This is a genomic window from Solibacillus sp. FSL K6-1126 (genome assembly GCF_038003445.1).
GTDB lineage: Bacteria > Bacillota > Bacilli > Bacillales_A > Planococcaceae > Solibacillus > Solibacillus silvestris.
The window spans coordinates 662397-685202 of the sequence record NZ_JBBOPD010000001.1 but is presented as its reverse complement, the minus strand read 5'-3'; the positions used below and the strand labels follow the sequence as shown (position 1 = coordinate 685202).

The 22806-nt window shown below is 42.1% G+C and carries 22 protein-coding genes, 1 riboswitch and 1 other annotated feature; of the genes, 8 read left to right on the top strand and 14 right to left on the bottom strand.

The annotated features are described in order from the left end of the window. Positions 1 to 244: 244 nt before the first annotated feature. The 3 genes from MHH44_RS03385 to MHH44_RS03375 all read right to left on the bottom strand — a co-directional run bounded on the left by MHH44_RS03385 (position 245) and on the right by MHH44_RS03375 (position 3184). On the bottom strand, positions 245 to 1039 hold the full coding sequence (locus MHH44_RS03385) for an ABC transporter ATP-binding protein (protein WP_340797808.1): 795 nt from the start codon (positions 1037 to 1039) through the stop codon (positions 245 to 247). Beyond that, positions 1032 to 2072, bottom strand: a complete 1041-nt coding sequence (locus MHH44_RS03380) for an ABC transporter permease (RefSeq protein ID WP_008404577.1) — start codon at positions 2070 to 2072, stop codon at positions 1032 to 1034. Before MHH44_RS03380 ends, MHH44_RS03385 begins: the two co-directional genes overlap by 8 nt. Positions 2073 to 2167: 95 nt before the next feature. Next, complete coding sequence (locus MHH44_RS03375; protein WP_340797807.1) at positions 2168 to 3184, bottom strand: ABC transporter substrate-binding protein; 1017 nt, start codon at positions 3182 to 3184, stop codon at positions 2168 to 2170. Between the two features lie 289 nt (positions 3185 to 3473). Beyond that, positions 3474 to 3518, top strand: a riboswitch (PreQ1 riboswitch). Between the two features lie 6 nt (positions 3519 to 3524). Between MHH44_RS03375 and MHH44_RS03370 the strand changes: the two genes are divergently transcribed. The 8 genes from MHH44_RS03370 (at position 3525) to MHH44_RS03335 (ending at position 10290) form a co-directional block, all read left to right on the top strand. Beyond that, positions 3525 to 4010, top strand: a complete 486-nt coding sequence (locus tag MHH44_RS03370) for a QueT transporter family protein (RefSeq protein WP_008404583.1) — start codon at positions 3525 to 3527, stop codon at positions 4008 to 4010. A gap of 178 nt (positions 4011 to 4188) precedes the next feature. Beyond that, positions 4189 to 4403, top strand: a binding site (T-box leader). Positions 4404 to 4519: 116 nt separating this feature from the next. Continuing rightward, positions 4520 to 5503: a metal ABC transporter ATP-binding protein gene (locus MHH44_RS03365; RefSeq protein WP_340797806.1), complete on the top strand. Its 984-nt coding sequence runs from the start codon at positions 4520 to 4522 to the stop codon at positions 5501 to 5503. 5 nt (positions 5504 to 5508) lie between these two features. Beyond that, a complete protein-coding gene (trpD, locus tag MHH44_RS03360) occupies positions 5509 to 6546 on the top strand; it encodes an anthranilate phosphoribosyltransferase (protein ID WP_340797805.1) in 1038 nt (345 codons plus the stop codon). Beyond that, on the top strand, positions 6543 to 7337 hold the full coding sequence (gene trpC, locus MHH44_RS03355; RefSeq protein ID WP_340797804.1) for an indole-3-glycerol phosphate synthase TrpC: 795 nt from the start codon (positions 6543 to 6545) through the stop codon (positions 7335 to 7337). The genes trpD and trpC overlap by 4 nt, the downstream gene beginning before the upstream one ends. Continuing rightward, complete coding sequence (locus tag MHH44_RS03350) at positions 7334 to 7951, top strand: phosphoribosylanthranilate isomerase (RefSeq protein ID WP_340797803.1); 618 nt, start codon at positions 7334 to 7336, stop codon at positions 7949 to 7951. The genes trpC and MHH44_RS03350 overlap by 4 nt, the downstream gene beginning before the upstream one ends. Next, on the top strand, positions 7948 to 9135 hold the full coding sequence (gene trpB, locus MHH44_RS03345) for a tryptophan synthase subunit beta (RefSeq protein ID WP_340797802.1): 1188 nt from the start codon (positions 7948 to 7950) through the stop codon (positions 9133 to 9135). The genes MHH44_RS03350 and trpB overlap by 4 nt, the downstream gene beginning before the upstream one ends. Then, positions 9132 to 9911 (top strand): tryptophan synthase subunit alpha, encoded by a 780-nt coding sequence (trpA, locus tag MHH44_RS03340; protein WP_065216644.1) that lies wholly within the window; start codon positions 9132 to 9134, stop codon positions 9909 to 9911. The genes trpB and trpA overlap by 4 nt, the downstream gene beginning before the upstream one ends. 148 nt (positions 9912 to 10059) lie before the next feature. Continuing rightward, complete coding sequence (locus MHH44_RS03335; RefSeq protein WP_340797801.1) at positions 10060 to 10290, top strand: sulfate permease; 231 nt, start codon at positions 10060 to 10062, stop codon at positions 10288 to 10290. 29 nt (positions 10291 to 10319) lie between these two features. Here MHH44_RS03335 and MHH44_RS03330 read toward each other — a convergent pair whose 3' ends face one another. The 11 genes from MHH44_RS03330 to MHH44_RS03280 form a co-directional block, all read right to left on the bottom strand. Then, a complete protein-coding gene (locus tag MHH44_RS03330) occupies positions 10320 to 11183 on the bottom strand; it encodes a peptidylprolyl isomerase (RefSeq protein ID WP_340797800.1) in 864 nt (287 codons plus the stop codon). Positions 11184 to 11200: 17 nt separating this feature from the next. After that, positions 11201 to 11905, bottom strand: coding sequence for a DUF4956 domain-containing protein (locus MHH44_RS03325; protein ID WP_340797799.1), 705 nt, complete (start codon positions 11903 to 11905; stop codon positions 11201 to 11203). Positions 11906 to 11923: 18 nt separating this feature from the next. Further along, positions 11924 to 12628 (bottom strand): polyphosphate polymerase domain-containing protein, encoded by a 705-nt coding sequence (locus MHH44_RS03320; RefSeq protein WP_340797798.1) that lies wholly within the window; start codon positions 12626 to 12628, stop codon positions 11924 to 11926. A gap of 2 nt (positions 12629 to 12630) precedes the next feature. Further along, on the bottom strand, positions 12631 to 14475 hold the full coding sequence (locus MHH44_RS03315) for a CotH kinase family protein (protein ID WP_340797797.1): 1845 nt from the start codon (positions 14473 to 14475) through the stop codon (positions 12631 to 12633). Between the two features lie 162 nt (positions 14476 to 14637). Continuing rightward, entirely contained in the window at positions 14638 to 15882 is a 1245-nt protein-coding gene (locus MHH44_RS03310; protein ID WP_340797796.1) for a sensor histidine kinase, read from the bottom strand. Then, positions 15875 to 16561 carry a response regulator transcription factor gene (locus tag MHH44_RS03305; protein WP_340797794.1) on the bottom strand — a complete coding sequence of 229 codons (687 nt, stop codon included), beginning with the start codon at positions 16559 to 16561 and terminating at the stop codon, positions 15875 to 15877. Before MHH44_RS03305 ends, MHH44_RS03310 begins: the two co-directional genes overlap by 8 nt. Before the next feature lie 112 nt (positions 16562 to 16673). Continuing rightward, a complete protein-coding gene (locus tag MHH44_RS03300; protein ID WP_340799482.1) occupies positions 16674 to 18287 on the bottom strand; it encodes a long-chain fatty acid--CoA ligase in 1614 nt (537 codons plus the stop codon). A gap of 271 nt (positions 18288 to 18558) precedes the next feature. After that, positions 18559 to 19509 carry an L-threonine 3-dehydrogenase gene (locus MHH44_RS03295; protein ID WP_014824779.1) on the bottom strand — a complete coding sequence of 317 codons (951 nt, stop codon included), beginning with the start codon at positions 19507 to 19509 and terminating at the stop codon, positions 18559 to 18561. 638 nt (positions 19510 to 20147) lie between these two features. Continuing rightward, a complete protein-coding gene (locus MHH44_RS03290) occupies positions 20148 to 20468 on the bottom strand; it encodes a YolD-like family protein (protein WP_008404614.1) in 321 nt (106 codons plus the stop codon). Positions 20469 to 20480: 12 nt separating this feature from the next. After that, positions 20481 to 21734, bottom strand: coding sequence for a Y-family DNA polymerase (locus MHH44_RS03285; protein WP_014824781.1), 1254 nt, complete (start codon positions 21732 to 21734; stop codon positions 20481 to 20483). Positions 21735 to 21908: 174 nt separating this feature from the next. Further along, the gene (locus MHH44_RS03280; RefSeq protein WP_079524566.1) at positions 21909 to 22700 is read right to left on the bottom strand and encodes a carbon-nitrogen family hydrolase; all 792 of its coding nucleotides are present in this window, start codon (positions 22698 to 22700) and stop codon (positions 21909 to 21911) included. Positions 22701 to 22806: the final 106 nt, after the last annotated feature.

The following is a 22806-nucleotide window of genomic DNA, read 5'->3' as shown; positions in this document are numbered from 1 at the left end:
AAAAATTGATTTTCGTTATGGGGGCGCTTTCCGGGGGCGTGAGGCCAACACGATGTTGTTGGTCACAAAAGCGTTGCCACAGGACGTGGCGTTCTTTTAGCTTTTGTTCCTAGTCTCAGGCGTCACGCTTATCCCCCAGGAGTCGCCCCTTCTCTCCAATCAATTAATCAAGTTTTAATTCAAACTGATGCTTACTCATGCTTACTCATTAAAAGAAGTTCGATATCTGTCCGGAACTTTTCAATTACCCTAACAGCGCGCGGTCTGAGTTCATTTTTTCGCCGCGGATTTGTTCGAATTCGTGCATTAAATCCGGAATCGTCAAGTCCTGTTTGCGGTCTTCGCCGACTTCCAGAATAATCTGACCTTTATCCATCATGATGAGGCGATTCCCCAAATCGAGCGCCTGCTGCATATTATGCGTGACCATCAGTGTTGTCAGCTGGCTTTCCTCGACAAGCTCTTTTGTCAGCTTTGTAATAAGTTCTGCGCGTGATGGGTCGAGTGCTGCTGTATGTTCATCAAGCAGCAAAATTGAAGGCTTCGTAAATGTCGCCATTAATAAACTTAATGCCTGGCGTTCCCCACCCGATAATAGCCCGACTTTAGCCGATAAACGATTTTCCAAATTCAAATGCAGCTTTTCCAATGACGTTTTGAAAAACTCTCGACGCTTTTTATCAACACCAAAACGCAATGAACGCTTCATGTTGCGCGAGTAGGCGATCGCCAAGTTTTCTTCAATCGTCATCGTTGGTGCTGTCCCTGCCATTGGATCTTGGAAAACACGGCCGATATGGACAGCACGCTTATACTCCGGCAAACGGGTTAAATTATTGCCGTTAATTTCGACAGAGCCAAAGTCGGGTGTTAACGCTCCGGAAATCATATTCATCATTGTCGATTTACCGGCACCGTTACTTCCGATAATTGTAACGAAGTCACCAGGTGCCAAATGCAAGTTAATATTGTCCAGCGCAATTTTCTCATCGGGTGTTCCTTCGTTAAACACTTTATTAATGCCATCTAATTTAAGCAAGGCTCTTCCCTCCCTGCTCAATATCTACTTCTGCCTGCTGTAATGCGAGACGCTCTTCCAAACGTTTTGCTTTTCTCTTTTTCTCTTTATATTTCCCTACGATTTGCGGGATTACTAGCGCTAGAATAACGATAACCGCCGTAATTAATTTCATATCACCTGAGTCAAGCCATTTCACACGTAAAGCCAATGCGTAAATCATTCGGTAAATTATTGCCCCGGCAATAACTGCAAATGTGACACGAACAATCGACTTTGTTCCGAAAATCGCTTCACCGATAATTACAGACGCCAATCCGACAACGATCATACCAATTCCCAGTCCGACATCGGCAAACTTTGTATATTGGGCAATCAAGGCACCCGATAATGCCACCATACCATTCGAAATTCCCAGCCCTAAAATGACGAGTGAATCGGTATTTGCCGAAAAGCTGCGAATCATTCGTTTATTGTCACCTGTTGCACGGATTGCCAGACCGATTTCCGTTTTTAAGAACCAGTCTACTACTAGTTTAATAACCGCCGTGACAACAACCATTAAAATTAAAATTCCCCAAGTTGTTGGAACAGAAGCTAAGCCCATTGATTTCAATAGGTTTGTAATCGCGGAATCAATGCCTAAATTCGACCAGAAAGCTCCGAACGTCGAAAAAACTGTTTCCGAATTTAATAATGGAATATTTGGTCGTGTTACACCGGTATCTGAGCTTAACCCCATAATTCGAAGATTGATCGAATAGAGGGCAATCATCATTAAAATCCCTGCAAGTAGTGGATTAATTTTCCCTTTAGTGTGTAAAATTCCTGTCATGCATCCAGCAATAAATCCAGCAACTGTTGCAACCAATGTGGCAAGCAACGGATTATAACCAAGTACGATCATCATCGCTGCCGTCCCTGCACCCGTTACAAAGCTTCCATCAACCGTTAAATCCGGAAAATCCAGCACGCGGAATGTTAAATAAACCCCAAGCGCCATAATTGCATAGATGATCCCTTGCTCCACTGACCCAAACATAGCTGTAAACATCTCGAATCATCTCCTGACTTTTTTAAAAGTTTTAAGCAAATCAGCCCAAACATTTATACCTGTTTAGGCTGACTTGCTTTTTTTGATAAAGTGAATTATTGTACTTCGGCTTCCCATTCAGGCTTAATTTCCAAGCCTAAATTTTCTGCAGTTGCTTTATTGATTACTAATTTTAAGTTTGCCGGGTATGCAGCTGGAACTTCTGAAGGTGATTTGCCTTCTAATAAAATTTGTGCCGCCATTTGCCCTGCTTCATAGCCGATATCGTAGTACTCAAAACCGTATGCTGCTAAACCGCCTCGCTCTACTGAATCAAGCTCACCAACAACTAGCGGTAATTTGTTTGCATCTGCTACTTCGATTACAGATTCAAGTGCAGATACGACCGTATTATCTGTAATAATATAAAATGCATCTACTTTTCCTACTAATGATTCTGCTGCCTGGCGTACTTCAGATGAAGCAGATACCGCTGCTTCCACAATCGTTACGCCTTCTTTTGCTGCAATTTCTTTTACTGCCGCAATTTGTGCAACTGAGTTTTGCTCACCAGCGTTAAATACCATCCCTACATTTTTTGCCCCTAATTCTTTTAGGAAAGCAACTGTTTTCGGCATTGTTTCCGGATGTAAATCAATCGTACCTGTTACGTTAGAACCAGGTGTTGCCATTGACTCGATCAATTCTGCACCTACTGCATCCGTTACCGATGTGAAGATAACCGGAATATCAGATGTTGCGCTTTTTGCCGCCTGTGCTGAAGGTGTTGAGTTCGCGAAAATCAGATCTACATTATCCCCGACTAACTGCTGGGCGATTGTCATGTTCGCACTGTTATCGTTGTTTGCTGATTTATCTACGTATTCTGCTTTAATACCTGCATCTTCAATTGCTTTTTTAAATCCTTCTTTTGCTGCATCTAATGATGGATGCTCAACAATTTGTGTTGTCCCGATTTTAAATGTTTTTTCACTATCTGCATTAGCTGTATCTACAGCCTCGCCATTTGTTGTCTCATTCGAAGATGTCTCGCTCTCTTCCGCGCCACAAGCAGCTAATAATAAAAGAAGCCCGAATAATAAAAAGGACAGCTTCATTAAGTTTTTTCTCATCTTATTTCCCCCTAGTTTACTTTATCGGTTTAAAGCGCCGAACTTCATTTGGATGAAGTGTGTTGAAATAATATTACCGCGTCATATTTAGATAGTCAATAACATTTAGAATCTTCTGAATTTATTCTAGGTAATGCGCCTTATTTTAAATTTTACTTGCTACACTTCAAACCGCTATGCGGCGGGGTTTGTTGAACTTTTTACTCTTTGTAAATTTTTTGAACAATTATTGAAAAAAAAGACCTATAAATCTTTACTTTTATTTTCAATATTGCTATGATTGCAGTTGCTTTGCGTGGTTCGTAACCATCCCACGTTAAAAAACTAGGAGGAATTTCATATGAAAGTAAAGTTTATTGCAGCGAGTGCCATTATTGCAGCATTGTATATTGCTGTCACAATGCTTGTTGCACCAATTAGCTTTGGGCAAGTACAGTTCCGTATTGCCGAAATTTTTAACCATTTAGTCGCTTTTAACCCGCGCTATATGTTAGGTGTTGTTTTAGGTGTATTTATTTCCAATTTCCTGCTGTCTTCAATCGGTCCAATTGACTTAATATTCGGTGTGGGACATACGATTATTACACTGGGAATTTTCATATTCATTTGTAAGTTTGTGAAAAATATTTGGGCTCGTCTGATCATTAATACAACGCTATTTACGTTTACAATGTTTATCATTGCAGCACAGCTGAATATTGTTCTCGGCTTCCCGTTCTGGGAAACTTGGCTGTTTGTAGCATTTGGCGAATTTGTTGTATTGGCGGTTGGAGCACCGATTATGTACACTTTAAATAAACGATTGAATTTCAAAAAATTAATCTAGTATCGATTGTTTCACCAGCTGGTTTTTGAACGCCAGCTGGTTTTTTTATTTAGCGAAAACATTTTAGAATTGTTTGACATTTCATTTTTCAGTGTTAGAATAAAGCATATTAAATTGTTATTTACGGTAGCAGGTTGCGGGAGCGCGACCACCGTTTTCGTTTAGTTGAGCTTAGTTGAGTAAATTGTTGAATAAGAAGAGTAGCATTTATTGTTTTGTCCAGAGAGCGTATGGATGGTGAAAATACGTCAAAAGGTAAATGTGAATGGGCCTTATGAAAGCTGCTGGCGCTAGTCGGTGGACGGTACCCTGCCGTTATCAGGTTTAAGTGGAGGCATGGCTTTTTTGGCATGCTTCAAACGAGGTGGCAACGCGGTGCAGATCGTCCTCAGCAAAAGTTAATTCTTTTGCTGAGGGCGATTTTTTTTATTCAGCGAACTTTAATTACAAGATTGCTAAATAATCCGAATCGTAAAGGCGTAGTTTATTTCAAAAAAGGAGTGTTTCAAATGGTAGTTCAGCAACATTTTCGTACATCAATGAAAAAAGTAAATGGGGATTTACTGACACCGATTTCTATTTTCCAGCGATTGCAAGGTGATCGGAAGTTTTTATTGGAAAGTTCCTCTAAATATGATGGCAATGGACGCTATTCGTTCATCGGGGTCAATCCCCGCAAAACATATGTCGGGACAGATGATCAGCTCTTAGATCATACGCATCATTCAAAAAAAGCCTACACATATGAAGGCGAACTGATCCAACTCTTAAAACAAGCGATGCCGCGCATTTCGTCACATACGGAATATCCGTTTACTGGTGGCGGGATTGGCTATATTCATGCATTGCAAAAGCCATTGCCTGAACTGCAGTTTCACGTTTACGATACACTCGTTATTTTTGATCATTTAACAGATGAAATCGCTGTTTTCCATACAAATATTGAAGCAGAGCAAGTAGAGCCAAACATTAATCAATTGATTGAACAGCTGTTTACAACACCAACACCTGAACAGTCAGCCTACACATTGCAAAATGTCGAAAAAGATGAAAATGAACGTTATCGCGCACAATTTACAGGTGACGCCCTTTCTCTTTATCGAAAAATGCGCATTGAGCACGCTGCACCATATATGTACTATGTCGAATTTGATGATTGCACAGTAATCGGTACGTCACAATCAAACTACATGCAAGTAAGAGACGGAAATATTTCCGTTACGAATGATGCACCGTCAATTGAACGCTATAGTACGGAAAATTCAGTGCAACAACTTGCCAATGTTACAACAGGTACGTTAAGCCCTACCCTTCATGCAATCGATGTCGTGAAAGGGCTATTACCAGCACAAGGCTTGATCGGCTATATCGGCTTTAATGGGCAAGTCGATTTCACAACACCTGAACAGACGATAATAATTCAAGGAAATGTCGCTCAGCTTCATTCGAAAGCAGATGAAGAAGTGCCATTCCACTCTTTACTGAAAGGATGATGAACATGTCTTTACTTCCATACATTGAACAGATTGAGCGAAAAGAGCTCTTAGTTTTTGAGGAAATGCAGCAGGCGGCACAGCTTATTTTTAATGAGCAAACACCGAAAGAACAGATCGCCTCCTTTTTAACCGCCATGAGTGCAAAAGGAGAAACGGCACACGAAGTTGCAGGTTTAGCTTCTGTAATGAAATCACATGCCGTTGCCGTTGACGTACCAGAAGGCATTTATATCGATAATTGTGGCACAGGTGGTGACGGACTTCAAAGCTTCAATATTAGTACGACTTCCGCTTTTGTATTGGCAGGTGGAGGCATATCGGTAGCGAAGCACGGCAACAGAAAAGTATCAAGTGCTTCAGGAAGTTCGGATGTGTTAGAGGCACTTGGCATTACGCTATTGCCGAATATCGAGCAAACATCTGAATTACTCAAACAACATGGTATCGCCTTTTTACATGCACCGAATATGCATCCAAAATTAAAACGGATCGGTGAAGTGCGACAGGCAATCGGCAATCCGACGATTTTCAATTTAGTTGGCCCCCTGACAAACCCTGTTCCATTAAAAACACAGTTTGTCGGCATTAACCGACCGAACTTCACGATGGATTATGCGGAAGTGCTCCATATGCTTGGACGTGAGCGTGCAATCGTCGTATCTGGTGCACAAGGAATGGATGAAGCATCACTGGATGGTGAAAACACTTTTGTGCTGTTAGACCGCGGGGACATGATCCCATTTAAACTGCGTGCTGAAGATGTCGGCTTAGCCGCACAGCCACTTTCTGCAATACGCGGCGGCACTCCTGCTGAAAATGCGGACATTATGCGTGATTTATTAAAGGGAAAACAAAGCGTGTATTTCGATACAGTTCTCTTAAATGCCGGCATTGGCTTCTTTGCATATGGGCTTGCCGGGACGATGAAGGAAGGAATCGAAATGGCGAAGGACAGCATTTTGTCCGGACGCGCTTATGAAAAGTTAGAAAATATCGTTGCTTATAGCCAAAAACAGATGCAGGAGGAACCCGTAAAATGACGATTTTAGACCGTATTATTGACCAAAAAAAGACTGAGCTGCCACAATTGCTTTCGACAAAGCCTATGTTTTTATCAATTGATAAGGCCCGACCTTCTTTATATGAAACATTGATGTCAGCTAATTCATTGCAAGTAATTTCGGAAATGAAGCGTGCCTCCCCTTCCAAAGGTGATATTGCGACAGAAGTCGACCCTGTTGAGCAAGCTTTACAATATGAAGAAGCAGGTGCTGCCTGTATTTCCGTATTGACAGAGCGCGCATTTTTTAAAGGAAGCTATGCGGATTTAAATGCAGTTGCAAATGCCGTAAACATCCCTGTTTTATGTAAAGACTTCATCATCCATGAAGTGCAGATCGACTATGCAAAGGCAGCCGGCGCATCGGTTGTACTGTTGATTGTCGCAGCATTAACAGACGTTCAGCTGAACTCCCTACACGCCTATGCGACAGAAAAACAACTTGAAGTGCTCGTTGAAGTACATGATGCCGAGGAATTAAAGCGTGCCCTTGCCATTGGGGCAAACATCATCGGGGTAAATAACCGGAATTTGAAAACATTCGATGTTTCACTTTCAGCAACACTTGAAATTGCGCAGCTTCTTCCCCCATCACCGATTGCCTTTATTAGTGAAAGCGGCATTTTAGGTCCGGAAGATGCACAGTTTGTGGCGAATGCTGGCGCAAAAGGAATATTAGTCGGCGAGGCATTAATGCGGAGCGGAAATGTCAAAAAATCACTTAAAGCCCTACAAATCGACATAACAGCAAAGGTTGGCGAAAATCGATGACAAAAGTAAAAATTTGCGGATTAAAAGAAATCGAACATGTGGAAACAGCGGTCCAAGCAGGTGCTGATTTTATCGGATTTATGTTTGCGCCCAGTAAACGACGCATTACAGTAGAGGAAGCAGTGGAACTGGCAAAGGCAATTCCGAGTACAGTTAAAAAAGTCGGGGTTTTTGTCAATGAAGAGTCAGCCACTATTCGTCAAATTGCAAAAGAAGTCGGACTTGATTATATCCAGTATCACGGGGACGAGACGCCCGAACAAATTCAGGAGATCGGACTGCCGGCAATTAAAGCGTTTTCGATTCGTGGCGAAGAGGATGTGATGCGTGCGGCGACATATGATGTGGACTACTATTTGTTTGATGCGCCTGGAAGTGACTTCCGTGGAGGGAGCGGAAAATCCTTTGACTGGATGCTCCTCGATAAAGTGAAAATCCCGCTTGAAAAGGTTATTTTGGCAGGCGGATTAAATAATGAAAATGTTGGGCTGGCGATTATGCTTGTCGAGCCATTTGCGGTAGACGTTTCAAGTGGTGTAGAAGTAGATGGTCGAAAAAGTTCAGCAGCGATTACGAATTTTATTGAAACAGCAAAAGGAGAGTTGATTTTATGACGACAGTAAAAGGACGCTTCGGGCGATTCGGCGGTCAATTTGTGCCCGAGACATTGATGACTTCACTTGAGGAATTGGAGCTTGCATATGAGGAAGCAAAAAAGGACCCCTCTTTCCAGGAAGAACTTGACTATTATTTAAAGCAATATGTCGGACGGGAAACTCCACTTTATTTTGCGGAGCGTTTAACAAAAAAAGTCGGCGGTGCGAAAATCTATTTAAAGCGTGAAGATTTAAATCATACTGGCGCACATAAAATAAATAATGCGATCGGCCAAGCACTTTTAGCAAAGCGTATGGGGAAGAAAAAGATTGTCGCTGAAACAGGGGCAGGTCAGCATGGTGTCGCAACGGCAACTGCGTGTGCATTGCTTGATATGGAATGTATCGTTTATATGGGGGCAGAAGATGTACGCCGTCAGCAACTGAACGTTTTCCGTATGGAGCTGCTCGGGACAAAAGTTGTATCAGTAGAAAAAGGTTCCGCAACATTAAAAGATGCGGTTAATGAAGCATTGCGTCACTGGGTTACTCATATAGAAGATACGCATTACATTTTAGGATCAGCACTTGGGCCACACCCCTTCCCTACAATTGTCCGTGATTTCCAGCGTGTTATTGGGGATGAAACACGTGCCCAAATTTTACAGCAGGAAGGACGTCTTCCGGATACAGTTATTGCTTGTATTGGCGGCGGCAGTAATGCAATCGGAATGTTCTACCCGTTCGTGGAAGATCAGGATGTTGCATTATATGGCGTGGAAGCTGCAGGTTCCGGTGTTAATACCGACAAGCATGCGGCAGCAATTCATGTTGGAAAAACAGGTGTCCTTCACGGTGCGTTCATGTACTTATTGCAGGATGATAACGGTTTTGTTCAAGAAGCCCATTCAATTTCAGCAGGACTTGATTATCCGGGAGTTGGACCTGAGCACTGTCATTTACATGAAACAGGTCGTGCTGCCTACCCTTCTGTTACCGATGAACAGGCACTTGAAGGTGTGAAGCTGTTATGTGAAACAGAAGGAATCTTGCCTGCATTGGAAAGCGCGCATGCCATTTACTATGCAAGTCAATTTGCTAAGAACCGTCCTGCTGATGAAATTGTTGTTGTTTGCTTATCAGGTCGTGGAGACAAAGATGTTCATACATTAATGGATAAACTTGGAGGTGGCTTGAAATGACATTGCAAAAACAGCTCGAAGACGTATTAGCAACAGGGGATAAAGCATTTGTTCCTTATATTATGGCAGGCGATGGCGGGCTTGAAACGTTAAAACCTACTATATTAAAGCTGCAGCAAATCGGGGTTTCCGCAATTGAGGTCGGCATTCCATTTACCGATCCTGTAGCAGATGGACCAACGATTGAACAAGCCGGTGAACGTGCACTTGCCCACGGTGTGTCATTGAAAAAAGTACTAGCTGAACTGCAAAGCTTTGCACAGGAAATCCATATTCCGCTCGTTGTCATGACGTACTTAAACCCGATTTTAGCTTATGGAATTGAAGCATTTGCCGAGGATGCAAAACGCGGTGGTGTTCAAGGGCTGATTGTACCGGATATGCCTTATGAAGAAAGTGCTTTATTGCATGATGCTTTAAAGGTAAACGGCATTGCGCTTGTCCAGCTCGTATCATTGATGAGCCCACCTGAACGTATTAAGAAATTAGCCGCAGCAAGTGAAGGCTTCGTTTATGCCGTTACGGTAAATGGCATTACCGGTGAACGTGCAAGCTTTGCCGCGGAACTTGCCGGGCACTTTGCAAACTTGAAAGCAGCGAGCAATATTCCGGTTCTAGCAGGATTCGGTATTTCTACGACGGAACATGTAAAAAGCTTCGGCGACATTGCGGATGGCGTAATTGTCGGCAGTAAAATTGTTACGGCACTCGTTGAGCAAGACTGGGCAACAATCGAAGCCCTTGTACAGGCGACGAAGAAGACGGCGGCAATTTAATTGCCACTTATGATAAAGGATGCAACGGCTTGGTGAATAGGAGGTTTTCTCCTACCCAATCAGCTCATTTGCATCCTGCTTTCTTCTATATATTACATTTCCTTTATATGGTATCCTTTGATTAAATCCTATTTAGTGGAGGTTCAAAATGAATGTAAAGGACTTTTTTGCCGGTTTGTTTTTTATTGGACTGGCGGGTTATTTTATTTACGCATTAGTCGATAATATGTCGAACCTTTTTATTGAAAGTACAACTGCTTGGCAATATTTCGTTGCTTTCTTTCGTGTTGCACTGATCATTTTCCTATTCAATTTAGGACTCTCCCTTATGAAACGCTTTTTCGTAGGCGGGACGACGAAAAACGGGAACGCTCGGTAAAACGATGCGTTCCCGTTTTTGTTTTTCATTTACTCTTCTTCATTTAATGTTGCGCTAAATGCACCTTTAAAATCAGTATCTTTAATTGTAACATTAGCTTCTTTTAACAAACGTGCTTCTACTGTTTCCCACTCAGTATTCGCAACAATTCGCTCTCTCAATGTCTTTTTGATTTCTTCTTTTTGCTCTTCCAGTGAAGCATAGTCTTTCACTTCACGTTTATCTACTAGCTGAATAATTTCAAAGCCTAAAGTACTTTCCACCGGCTCTGATACTTCTCCAGTTTCTAACGCATTTGCCGCATCTGCAAATGTTGTCTCCATATCAGAAATTGACAGCCAGTCTAGATCGCCGCCGTTTTCAGCTGTTTCGCTATCCTGCGAGCTTTCTTTAGCAACCGATTCAAAATCGCCGCCTTCCGAAATTTGCTCATACAATTGCTGTGCCTCTTCTTCCGTCTCTACTAAAATGTGGCGTGTATGAAGCTCATATTTTCCTTGATCATAATAGGTCTCGATTTCTTCCTCTGTTACTTCAACATCTTCCATCGCTTTTTGCTGGAGCAATTGGAAGCGTATTGTGTCCTTGAATGTTTCTTCTGTATAGCCATTCGTCGCCAAAGCCGATTCAAAGCTTTCTCCGTACATTTCTATATACGTTTCGAGCTGTTCCTCTATTTCTTTGTCCGACACTTCATACTGATCCGTTAAAATTTTATCAATTACGACTTGTTCCAAAAGAGTTGTTCCGGCTATTTCTTTCATTTGCTCATAAAATCCGGATTTTGTAATATCCCCGTAAGCCGTTGTTGCGACAATCTCGTTATCTGTATTACCACATGCCGCCAACAAAAGCGAAGCCGTCAATGTGATACCGATTATAGTTTTTTTCATTATTACACTCCCTGTTTTTATGCTGTGAAGTTGCCGTCATAGCTTAACATTACTGCTGACGATACACCTTCCACTTTCGATAATGTTGATACGAAAGCGGCATCGTTCCCTTTAAGGCGTACTTCATATGTTACTTCCATTTGTTCATCATTCATTACCGATTTTGATTTTAATAAATAACGTTTTGAAGCTTCTCTCAACAATCCTTCAATGACTGTATTTGTTTCTTCATGCTCAAAACGTACTACAACTAAGTACGGGTTTTCGATTACAATTTTATTTTGGAAAACGATAATGACTACTCCGATAATGACTGAACCGATTACCGCTAGAGGAATAAATCCTGCACCACATAAAATTCCGACTACTACGGACCAGAACAGGAATATTAAATCCATCGGGTCTTTAATCGGTGTACGGAAACGAACGATTGATAATGCACCGACCATACCAAGTGATAATAAAACGTTTTGACTGATCCCCATAATGACAAGCGCTGTTGCCATAGCCATAATCATCAACGAAATATTGAACGAATGAGAGTACACAACGCCGTTAAATGTTTTCTTATATATGAAGTAAATAAACACACCTAATAAAAAGGCACTTGCCAGTCCAATCAATGCATCGATTAAAGAAAAACTGGACGTCTTTTCTAAGAAACTCGATTTAAAAATATCATCAAAATTGGTGATATTCGTTGCTGCTAATAATGTAAACACTTAAAATTCCTCCTATATTTAGCCGAACATGCGGCTTAACTGATATTTTGAGTACGCTTCATGGCGCGTATGAATGCCTTGCAGTAACATTTTAATAATTGCCGGCAAGTACTCGTCATACTTCACTTCCAAAATGACTTCATTTTGATCAAGTACATCGACCATTGGTAAGTTTTTGTCGAACATATCGGTATTGCGCAAGCTTGTCTGTACTTTGCAATCGAATGTTATACGCACATTGCCATGCTCATACAAGTAGGCTTCACGTTCATAGTCGACAACGGTCGTTGGTTTCAGGTGATAGAGTCTGATGTCTTTGTACAAATCTCGGATTAATGAACGCTCATCACCTTTCATCCATTCGAAATCATTTACACGCAATTGCTCAAATTCTTTTTTTGTCAGTGGACATTTGGATTTGTATGTCTGGTTATTGCGCTTCGATTTGCGCTCAAGATGAATAACCGCATCGCTTTTGTTGTATATTCGCACCCGGTATTTATCCCGGTTTAAAAAGCCTTCCTTCTTTTCATTCATTACCTTATTGTCGAAGTTGTCGAAATAACAGGAACGGATGAGATAACGCCCGTTTGCATTTGCATACGGATCGAGCTTCATCATATGACGCAGCTTCATTTTTAAAATTTGATAGTCAATATACGTAATCCCAAATTTCATTTCACTGCGGCCATTTGGATTATAGGATGTTTGTTTTCGCACCATGCTCACCCCTTTTTATATTTTCTTCTGCTTAGGATTACAACAGCACCGATTGCGATAATGACTGCTGCAAAGGAAGCTGCCAATATGATGATCGTTTGTTTTGAACTGCCTGTTGCCGCGTCGTTTGTACGTTGCTGCCCTGGCATACCATTCATTTGGGGCATGTTCTCGAAATTGGATAATTCTCCGTTCATTTCCGGCATATTCTCGAAGTTTGGCATCTCTCCGTTCATTTCCGGTGGTCCGTCTTGTGCTCCGTTTTCTCCGTTCGCGGGTAGCTGTCCATTTCTTTCTGGGCGATTACCGCGCCCTTGATTGGTATTCTCCTGCCCGTTGTTCCCGAAATCCGGTGGGGCTTGGCCGTTCATTTCAGGCATTTCGCCATTCATTTCACCGCCCGGAGCCCCGCCAAATCCTGATCCTGCACCTGATACACCTTCAATTTCACCGGCAAGTTGCTTTAAAATCGATTCGCTGCGCTGTTTTGCAAATTCCGGCAAGCTTTGTTCACCGCTTACTCCTGCCAGGAATTGCTCTGTCGTTGCAAATTTGGATGGATCCTCTTCTACTGCTTCCTGCAGCAAATCTTGTAATTTAGTTGTAATCGCAAGTACATTTTGTTCTGTTAAAATTTCAGCCGCTATTTTTTCTAAATAACGGTCATATAACGCCCGCGCTTCTTCGTTCTCTAAAATAATTTTCAATAATGGACGTGCATCAACGGTTGTTCCCGATACAGGCTCCGTAATACTGAAATTAATATTGGAGTCGGTCATGATCGTTTCGTTAAGCATCATACCGCCACCTCCCATACCACCGTTTATCTGTGGCGGATTGTTTGTGGGTTCTTCTGTTTGTGCTTCGTTATTTTGCACGGCATCGGCATTGACTTTCCCTTCCGGACGACCGCCCCCACCGCCAAATCCACCGAAAGACATGTTATAATCCCATGGAATAACCGAGAATTGTCCATTTTCATCTTCATATAAATAGTAGTTATGCTTGAATGAGCCCTGATAACTGTCCATGCTGACAAGCGCCGTATTTAATGCGAAATAGCGTGCTGCCTCGTCAATATTTACCGAAGAGGTGTCACCCTCGCTAATTTCTTTCATCATGTTGATAATATTCGAATTTTTTTCAGCCGTTTTTTTGTTCATTTTTACTTCATCAAAAATTCCGGCGTAATCATCTGTATCATCCGATTTATAGGCTAAATCACTGCCATCGCCTTCTGGTTTAAAAATAAACCCTTCTGTCGATCCGAAATTTGTTTTCGCAAAGGCTTCTCCAATTTCTTCAACGGCAAGCATCAGTCCGTAATATTCACCATTCACAAGCACTTTTACATAAGAGTGTGCTGGTGTCACGATCCCCAGTTGTTCCATCAGTTCGTATGAGACAAATTCCTTCATTTGTGTTGTATCTGAAAAGTTATTGTTTAAATTGATTTTCTCCAAACCGTAAAACGTCTGGTTCGTATCATATTGAGCAAAATCCACTTTTAGGCTGTAACGCTTTGAATCGCTGTTCGCCACACTTGATAATGAGGAGTTCCCTTTTGCACGAACACCTACATTGTCATATGCTTCACCGTTAATCGTTACTTTTGCTTCCACATATTCCTCGGCAGTTGGATTGTCCAAAATTTTATTCCAGTTGCTGTCACTCACCGTTATTTCTACGACTGCGAGTTTATCTTCCTTAAATAACTGCTCTTTATAGTCATAGCCTGCTGTTGATTTTTCTACGTTAAAATACTTCAGCCCATAAACTGCAGCTATCACGACGGCAACCGTTAAAATAATTGGCACAACTAGCCATCTTGTACGCACTTTCAAAGTCATTCCTCCTTACAAACGTTACAATACAGAGGAAAAATGAAATGAAAATGAAAAAATGGTCCGGATAAATAAAAAAACTCAATTTTCCTCCAGGAGAGAAAAGTTGAGTTTTTTGATTCATGTATTTTGTTTTGTTGCGGAAGACTTTTTAATAAGACTCCTCGCCTATTTTTGAACAATCGGCAATTCAACAGTAAATGCTGTCCCTTCGCCTAGCTCGCTTTTTACTGTAATTTGCCCGCCATGCAAATCAGTAATGACTTTTGCGATGGCAAGTCCGAGCCCCGTTCCTGATTTATTGCGTATTTTATCTGCCCGGTAAAACCTTTCGAAAATATGTGGCAAATCTTCCTCCGCAATGCCGATACCGGTATCTGCCACTTCGATTTTCACGAAGCTTGTTTCCTTATATGCGTGAACATGAACCGTACCTTCCGTTGTATAGGTCACTGCATTTTTCAATAAAATATAAAGCAGTTCCTCTACCAATATTTTATCCGCTTCAATCGTCAAATCCTCTTCAATATCGAGCTGAAATGATAGATGCTGCACCGTTTTGGCAAAGCGGCGTGTTCGCTGAATGAGTACTTTCGATAAATCCACTTCACTGATTGTCAACTGAATTTGATTTTGATCCGAACGTGTTAACGTAAGCAAACTTGAAAGCATGTCATTCATATAATTCGCTTCATTTTTCATATCATCCATCGTATCTGTTGGATAATCGGTTTCCTTTTGCTTCATCTGCGCTTCGAATAATTCCAGCGAGCTGTACAGTACGGCAAGCGGTGTACGGAGCTCGTGAGAAGCATTTGCTACGAATTGGCGCTGTTGCTCATACGATGTTTGAATTGGTGCCATCGATTTTTTCACTAGGAAATAACTTAATATCCCGATGCCGATACTTGAAACAGTCAGCAGCATGATAAGTAAAATAAGCACGTTTTGTAACAGTTCTTCATATGTCGTGACATCTTGGCCAACTGCGATATAGCCTAATGTCTCCCCTTTCATGCGCACAGCCTGTGTCATGACGAGCAATGTTTCGCCTTCGTAGTCATATCGTTTAAACTGTTTCGTTTCTACCGGCGTTAAATTTCCCTGCAATACTTCATTGAATCCGGCATGCAGCTCTTCTCCGTACAAAATCTCCAGATCACGGTTAACGACATAAAAGAAGCTCACTTGATCGACTTCAAGTTCAAAACGCTGAGGAGGCTTCGGTGGTCCGTTATAAATATTGAAAAACTTATCGATATTGTTAGCCGCATAGCTTTCAACCATATTTTCCTGTACTTTGTTCAAAATTTGCGCAAAGGATATATAGAAAACAGTTAAAAACAGCACGAGAAAAACAAAATAGCTGATGGCATTCATCCATGTGAGGCGCATTTTTATTTTTCTAAACATCGCTGTCCCTCAATTTATAGCCAAGTCCGCGAATGCTTTGAATATAGGACGGCTCATCTTCCATATCGATTTTCTTGCGCACTAGACGGATGAGTGCTGCCAGCGTATTTGTGTTGGCATTATCGTCAATGTCCCAAATATAGTCGAGCATCTGTTCATGTGTCAGTACTTGTCCTCTGTTTTCAATTAAATATTCGAGCAGCAGAAATTCATTTTTCGTCAGGCTTACTTCGAAATTCTCAATAAAAACGGTCCGCTTTTTTTTATTAAGCTTCAGCGAACCTACGCTGACTTCCTCTTCCACCATTTTGTTTTTCCGACGCAACAGTGCCCGGACTCTTGCGCGAAGCTCCTCCATTTTAAATGGCTTCACCATATAGTCATCCGCGCCATTATCCAATCCTTCAATAATGTCCTCCGTTGCATCTTTTGCCGTCAGCATTAAAATTCCACCATCAAATCCTTTGCTCCGTGCATACCGGCAAACTTCAATCCCTAAAGCTTCCGGCATCATCCAGTCGAGCACGAGCAGATCGTATTGATAGTAATCGATTAAATCCTTCGCTTCTGCTCCATCAAACACGGAATCAACCGCATGAAAATCGAGCTTCAATATTTTCGCGATGTTATCACACAATGTATGATCATCGTCCGCTACTAAAATTCGCAATTTCCGCACCTTCTTTAATTGAAATCAACTTGCCATTATTTTTGCACACCTTCCCTTTTTATTCTAGTAAAAATATAAAAAAGGAACGCCCGGTAATTAAGAGCGTTCCCATCATTTCAAATTACAGTTGAAGCTGTGGATAAATTTCATTCACATTTTCACGTAACTTCGCCTTTAAGAACTTCCCGACAGAAGTTTTCGGAATTTCCGTTAGGAAGACGATATCATCCGGCAGCCACCACTTTGCAAATTGGCCTCCCAAAAATGCTGTAAGTTCCTCTTTTGTTGTATTGGCCCCCTCTTTCAAGACAACACATGCCAGCGGACGCTCTTGCCATTTCGCGTGTGGAATAGCAATGACTGCCGCTTCAAATACCGCTTCATGCGACATAAGCGCATTTTCCAAATCAACGGATGATATCCACTCACCACCGGATTTGATTAAATCTTTCGTTCGGTCTGTTATTTTAATGAATCCCTCTTTTGAACGAACCGCGATATCCCCTGTATACAGCCAACCATCAGAAAAGGCTTCCGCTGTACGTTCATCTTTATAATATTCCGCCGCAATCCATGGACCACGCAGACGCAGCTCGCCCATTGTTTCTCCGTCCCAAGGCACTTCACCGTTTTCATTGACGATGCTCGATTCAATTCCTGGAACCGTTAAGCCTTGCATTGCGCGTGTTTCAATTTTTTCATCCAATGACCAGTCATTCATATGTGACATATCACGTGACATCGAAACAATCGGTGAAGTTTCCGTCATGCCGTATACCACAATATAGTTGACGCCCATTTCTTCGTACTTTTTAATAAGGCCTTTTGGTGAAGCCGATCCTCCACAGAAAATTTCCTGTAATGTGGATAAATCACGGGCTCTTTTTTCCTGTTCCTGCAATGCGCCAAGCCAGATTGTCGGTACACCCGCCGTTTTCGTTACATTGTACTGCTCAATGAAATCCAATATTAGTGCCGGGGTAAATTGAGGGCCGATCAATACTTGCGTAGCCCCTACATTCACTGCTGCAAACGGCATTCCCCAAGCGTTGACATGGAACATTGGAACAATCGGTAAAATCGTGTCACGTTCTGAAATTGCCATCGTATCCACCATTGAAATCGACATGGAGTGCAGCACGAGCGAACGATGTGTATACACAACCCCTTTTGGATTCCCTGTTGTCGCACTTGTATAGCACATGCTTGCCGGCGCATTTTCATCCAAATCTTCCGGGAATGCAAAGTTTTCATCTGCTTCTTCCAGCAATGCTTCATATGACAGTACATTCGGCAAAGTCGTTTCCGGCAATTCCCCATCCGCCATAATGATGTAATGCTCGATTGTTTTCAATTCCGATTGTACTTCCTCAATGAGCGGCACTAAATCTTCATCTATTAAAATTATTTTATCTCCCGCATGATTAATAATGTACGCAATATGTTCCGTTGACAGGCGAATATTGACCATATGCAAAATTGCACCTGCGCATGGAACCGCAAAATACGCTTCTAAATGGCGATGCTGATTCCAGGCAAATGACGCAATTTTATCACCGCGCTCCATGCCCAGCTTTGTTAATGCATGCGCTAGCTTTCTTGTACGCTTTACCCATTGCCCGTATGTAAGGCGATGAACCTTCTTTTCACTTGTACGTGAAATAATTTCTTTGTGTGCATAATACGTTTCTGCACGCTTGACCATATCTGTTAGAACGAGTGGTGTTTGCATCATCATTATATATTTCCCCCTTTTATGAGGCACTATCTTTACCGGCAATCCCCATTACCAATAAAGCGCCTCCTAATTTCTCCCACAATATCATTTTAATATAATATACTGAAAAATGAAAATATTTTGTCAATAATGCAACGATTTCATTTTACTAGAGAACCGAATATTACAGAATTTTGCTTTTAGGGTCTCCCACATCGAGGCTTTCCACCGGCACCTATATAAAAAAGCGAGTGAACTGCTTTTCAACAGTTTCACTCGCTTCTATAAGTTAAATCGCGTTTTGTGCTAATCGTACTTTTAGTTTTTCCAGCATATCGACCGTCATTTTTTCCAGATCGTAGCTAGCTTTGAAGCCCCATTCTTCAATCGCTGCCGATGAGTCGATTGCATTTGGCCAGCTGTCCGCAATTGCCTGACGGATCGGGTCGACATCATAATCCATTGTAAAGCTTGGAATATGCTTTTTAATTTCGGCTGCGATTTGTGAAGGCTCAAAGCTCATCGCCGAAATATTAAATGCATTGCGGTGCACAAGCTTTGCAGGGTCCGCTTCCATTAAATCAACGATAGCCTGCAGTGCATCCGGCATATACATCATATCCATATACGTACCTTCCGCAATATACGATGTGTAGCGTCCTTCCAAGATTGCTTTATAATAAATATCTACCGCATAGTCCGTCGTTCCTCCACCAGGTGGCGTCACATACGAAATCAGCCCCGGGAAACGGACACCGCGTGTATCCAGCCCGAAGCGTGTGTAGTAGTAGTCGCATAACAATTCGCCTGCTACTTTATTGACACCGTACATCGTTGTTGGACGTTGCAGTGTATCTTGTGGTGTATTGTCCTTTGGCGTAGAAGGACCAAATGCGCCGATTGAGCTTGGCGTAAAAAACTGCATATCAAGTTCACGCGCCACTTCAAGTGCATTCATTAAACCGCCCATATTTAAATTCCAGGCGAAAACTGGATTTTTTTCTGCTGTTGCCGAGAGTAATGCAGCCATGTGTATCATCGTGTCTGCACCAAAATCATGGGCAAGTGTGTGCATGCGTTTCCCATCTGTTACATCCAATACTTCAAATGGACCTTCATGCTGATCAATCTTTCGAATATCTGTTGCCAATACATTATCTGTGCCATACGTATGACGTAATTTCTCTACTAATTCCGAACCAATTTGACCTAAAGCACCGGTCACCATAATTTTCTTCACGCTGAAGCCTCCCTATCCTTTAAAAGACAATTTTCAGCCTGTTATCGCTGAATATACCGTCTATTATTTCTCATCTATTAAAACAAATGTCCTTGTGGAAAATACATAGAACCATCCGTAAAACTTGATGTTCAAACATTTTCATGAAATTCATTATATGGTGTTCTTTTCTAAAAAACAATATTTAATAAATATTCTTTTTCAGAAATACATTTGTACGTGTGAAATATTCGAATAGAAAGATTACTTTTATACGAGTGGCTCTGGTTGTAAAATCGTGAGAAATTTAATTTCTCTTTCTAACATTGGGTTGATTTCCATTCCGGGTCGGACGCTTTCCGCGGGCACGAGGCCAACACGATGTTGGTCACAAAAGCGTTGCCACAGGACGTGGCGTTCTTAGCTTTTGTTCCTTTTGCTCAGACGTCGGTGCTCCTGACGCTTCGCTTTCGTCGCAAAATAAATTTTGCTGTTCCCGCTGGAAGCTTGCTTGTAGCGAAAGGCGCCAGCCGTCAGCTAATGTTTTAGCAGTGCGAAAGGTGAAACCGTCAGCACGAACACTCGCCTCCCCTCCATTCCAATCAACTTACTTAATATCTGGTTTTATCATCTTATTTTTTATTGGACGATTAGAAAGTCTACTCATCCAAGAGTGCTTCATAAATATGGTGGAATTGAATTCTTTCGCTGTTTGCCAGCTTGACGTATTGTTCGTGGATGTTGATTTTTTGAATTGCTCCGGAAACTGTATAAAGGCCTGTTTGCTCCCATACTTTTAGTTGGATTGGGCAATGCTCTGTGTAGGCTCGCTGCAGATTGATGTTAATTTGTTCTAACTGGGCTTCGTCGAGTTGGGGTTGGGTAACAATTGTGTCCTCTTCCTGCCATTCACGTAATAGTTGGACATGCTCCGGCAGCATCATTGCGCTCCATTTAATTGTTCCTCTATCTTTGTTCATCGCCTTCACTCCTTATTGTTTATGCCCGCCTACTAATTTAGCCCGTGTCAGTGCAGTACCTGCTTCCGTATAGGAAACAGCACGCAAAATCGCTGTTGTGCCGTATTTTGTACGTAAACGGTCCATCGTTTCTCCGAGCTTGCGGTTGCGCCATCTCATCTCATCAAACAGACTGAGCTGCATCGAATATTCACTTTCAATATTGCTTAATGTAATCGTAACTTTGCGTGCCGGTCGTTCTGCATAAAATTCGTCGAGCAGCTGCTTGCATACTTCGAAAATTTTCATTGTATCGTTTGTCGGCTCATCAATTGTGCGGGAACGATGAAATCCGCCTCCGAAGGCATCTTTACTGTAGCTAAGCCCTAATGAAATCGTCCGCCCGATTTTTTTCGCTTCCCGCGCCCGCCTTGCCACGTCTTCACACATTTCCAGCAATACGACTAAAATTTCTTTTCGGCTGCGATAATCGCGCATCAGCATTTGGCCTTTCCCAAAGCTGATCTGCCCTTGCATAATCGGTGCTCCGACTGTCGAATGATCGATTCCCCATGCGTGGTAATAAAGCTGGTTGCCGAGAACACCGAAGCGCTTTTCAAGTAACGCTAAATCGGCATGCGCCAAATCATAGACAGAGTAAATCCCCATATGGTTCAGCGTTCTTTCCGTTCGGCTACCGATGCCCCACATTGTAGACAGCGGCATGATCGGCCACAGTTTTTCCGGTACATCATTATATGTCCATTTCGCAAATCCCGTCTTTTTTGCTTCGATGTCGAGCGCCAGTTTTGCCATCAGCATATTTGGGCCAAAACCGACTGCACATGGAATTTCAAATTGGTTGTAAACGAGCTGCTGAATGTATTTTGCCGTTTCTTCGGGCGGTCCCCATAACTTTTCTGTTCCGGTTAAATCGATAAAACTCTCGTCGACGCTATATACATGAATGGCCTCTTTTGGAACGAACTCATTGAACAGACGTGTAATTTCCATTGATATGCGAATAAATAACGACATCCGCGGTTCAAAAAGGCGAATATCCGGATGTGGCGGGATTTCGTATAATCGCGAACCTGTGCGAATATTAAAGCGCTTTTTCATCGGAGGGGACGCTGCAAGCACAACACTTCCCTTTTGCTGAAAATTTCCGACAATCGCAATCGGGACTTCCATTACATTTAAATTTTCAACCGATGCAATACAGCTTGCATAAAAACTGCGCATATCAATACAAATAATCGAACGTTCCGGCGCATTTTCATACATAAAGCTCATCTCCTTATATCGAACGTTTGTTCTTATATTAAAATGAGACGTGTGAGATGGCAAGTGGAAAGTAGTGGCTGTTTTGGTTGTTAGGGATTTTTTTCGGTATGAAAGAGTTATTTTGCTGCTTAATGCAAAAAAGCGCACTGGCATTATCCAGTACGCTTCTAAAATTTATTCTTTTATTACTTTTTCATAAAGACCTGGACGGCGATCTTCGTATACAGGAATGCGGCCGCGCACTTCATCGACCGTTGAAAAATCAACATCAATAATCGCCAGCTCCTCATCTTCTGCACCTGTCCAAAGTACCTCACCCCATGGCCCGATAATCATTGACTGACCATTAAAGTTTTCCACTTTACGGGCAATACGATTTACCGCAACGACGAAGCACTGGTTTTCAATTGCTCGCGCCTGCAGTAAAATTTTCCAGTGATCAATACGTGGTGTCGGCCATTGCGCTGGTACGAACAGCACCTTGGCACCATCCAATGCATGAGAACGCAGCCATTCCGGGAAGCGGATATCATAGCAAATTGCTCCGCCTGCTTCGAGCTCGCCTAATGCGAAACGGTTCATATCACTTCCGGATTCCAAATACAGATGCTCATCCATTAAGCGGAACAAATGCACTTTACTGTACTCGCCGACTAGTTCGCCATCGCGATTGTACGTGTACATTGTATTGTAAAACTTATCATCACGCTTCACCGATACCGATCCGCCTACAATATGTACCGCCAATTCTTTTGAAAGACTGCTTAAAAATGCTTTTGTACGTTCACCATTTTCGTCTGCCAGCTCTTCCAGTTTTTCGAGCGCATAGCCCGTATTCCACATTTCCGGCAATACGACAATTTCAGCACCGCCTGCTACCGCTTCGCGAATAAATTTCTCCGCGCGTTCATAGTTTTCATCTACCTTGCCAAAACCAACATTCAACTGAATACAACCAATTTTCATAACTGCCACCGCCTTAAAAATTCCGTGCGAATCAATTTTCGCTTATTCGTACTCATTGTAACATCTCACTTCAAGTTGTCAAAATCTTCACTTTACTTAAGTGAAG

Coding starts and splice junctions, on each gene's coding strand:
- MHH44_RS03315 (WP_340797797.1), bottom strand. CDS start 14,475: ATGACTTTGAAAGTGCGTACAAGATGGCTAGTTGTGCCAATTATTTTA.
- MHH44_RS03335 (WP_340797801.1), top strand. CDS start 10,060: ATGAATGTAAAGGACTTTTTTGCCGGTTTGTTTTTTATTGGACTGGCG.
- trpA (WP_065216644.1), top strand. CDS start 9,132: ATGACATTGCAAAAACAGCTCGAAGACGTATTAGCAACAGGGGATAAA.
- MHH44_RS03350 (WP_340797803.1), top strand. CDS start 7,334: ATGACAAAAGTAAAAATTTGCGGATTAAAAGAAATCGAACATGTGGAA.
- trpC (WP_340797804.1), top strand. CDS start 6,543: ATGACGATTTTAGACCGTATTATTGACCAAAAAAAGACTGAGCTGCCA.
- MHH44_RS03330 (WP_340797800.1), bottom strand. CDS start 11,183: ATGAAAAAAACTATAATCGGTATCACATTGACGGCTTCGCTTTTGTTG.
- MHH44_RS03365 (WP_340797806.1), top strand. CDS start 4,520: ATGGTAGTTCAGCAACATTTTCGTACATCAATGAAAAAAGTAAATGGG.
- MHH44_RS03310 (WP_340797796.1), bottom strand. CDS start 15,882: ATGTTTAGAAAAATAAAAATGCGCCTCACATGGATGAATGCCATCAGC.
- trpB (WP_340797802.1), top strand. CDS start 7,948: ATGACGACAGTAAAAGGACGCTTCGGGCGATTCGGCGGTCAATTTGTG.
- MHH44_RS03280 (WP_079524566.1), bottom strand. CDS start 22,700: ATGAAAATTGGTTGTATTCAGTTGAATGTTGGTTTTGGCAAGGTAGAT.
- trpD (WP_340797805.1), top strand. CDS start 5,509: ATGTCTTTACTTCCATACATTGAACAGATTGAGCGAAAAGAGCTCTTA.
- MHH44_RS03370 (WP_008404583.1), top strand. CDS start 3,525: ATGAAAGTAAAGTTTATTGCAGCGAGTGCCATTATTGCAGCATTGTAT.
- MHH44_RS03285 (WP_014824781.1), bottom strand. CDS start 21,734: ATGTATGAAAATGCGCCGGAACGTTCGATTATTTGTATTGATATGCGC.
- MHH44_RS03300 (WP_340799482.1), bottom strand. CDS start 18,287: ATGATGCAAACACCACTCGTTCTAACAGATATGGTCAAGCGTGCAGAA.
- MHH44_RS03375 (WP_340797807.1), bottom strand. CDS start 3,184: ATGAGAAAAAACTTAATGAAGCTGTCCTTTTTATTATTCGGGCTTCTT.
- MHH44_RS03290 (WP_008404614.1), bottom strand. CDS start 20,468: ATGAACAAAGATAGAGGAACAATTAAATGGAGCGCAATGATGCTGCCG.
- MHH44_RS03380 (WP_008404577.1), bottom strand. CDS start 2,072: ATGTTTACAGCTATGTTTGGGTCAGTGGAGCAAGGGATCATCTATGCA.
- MHH44_RS03320 (WP_340797798.1), bottom strand. CDS start 12,628: ATGGTGCGAAAACAAACATCCTATAATCCAAATGGCCGCAGTGAAATG.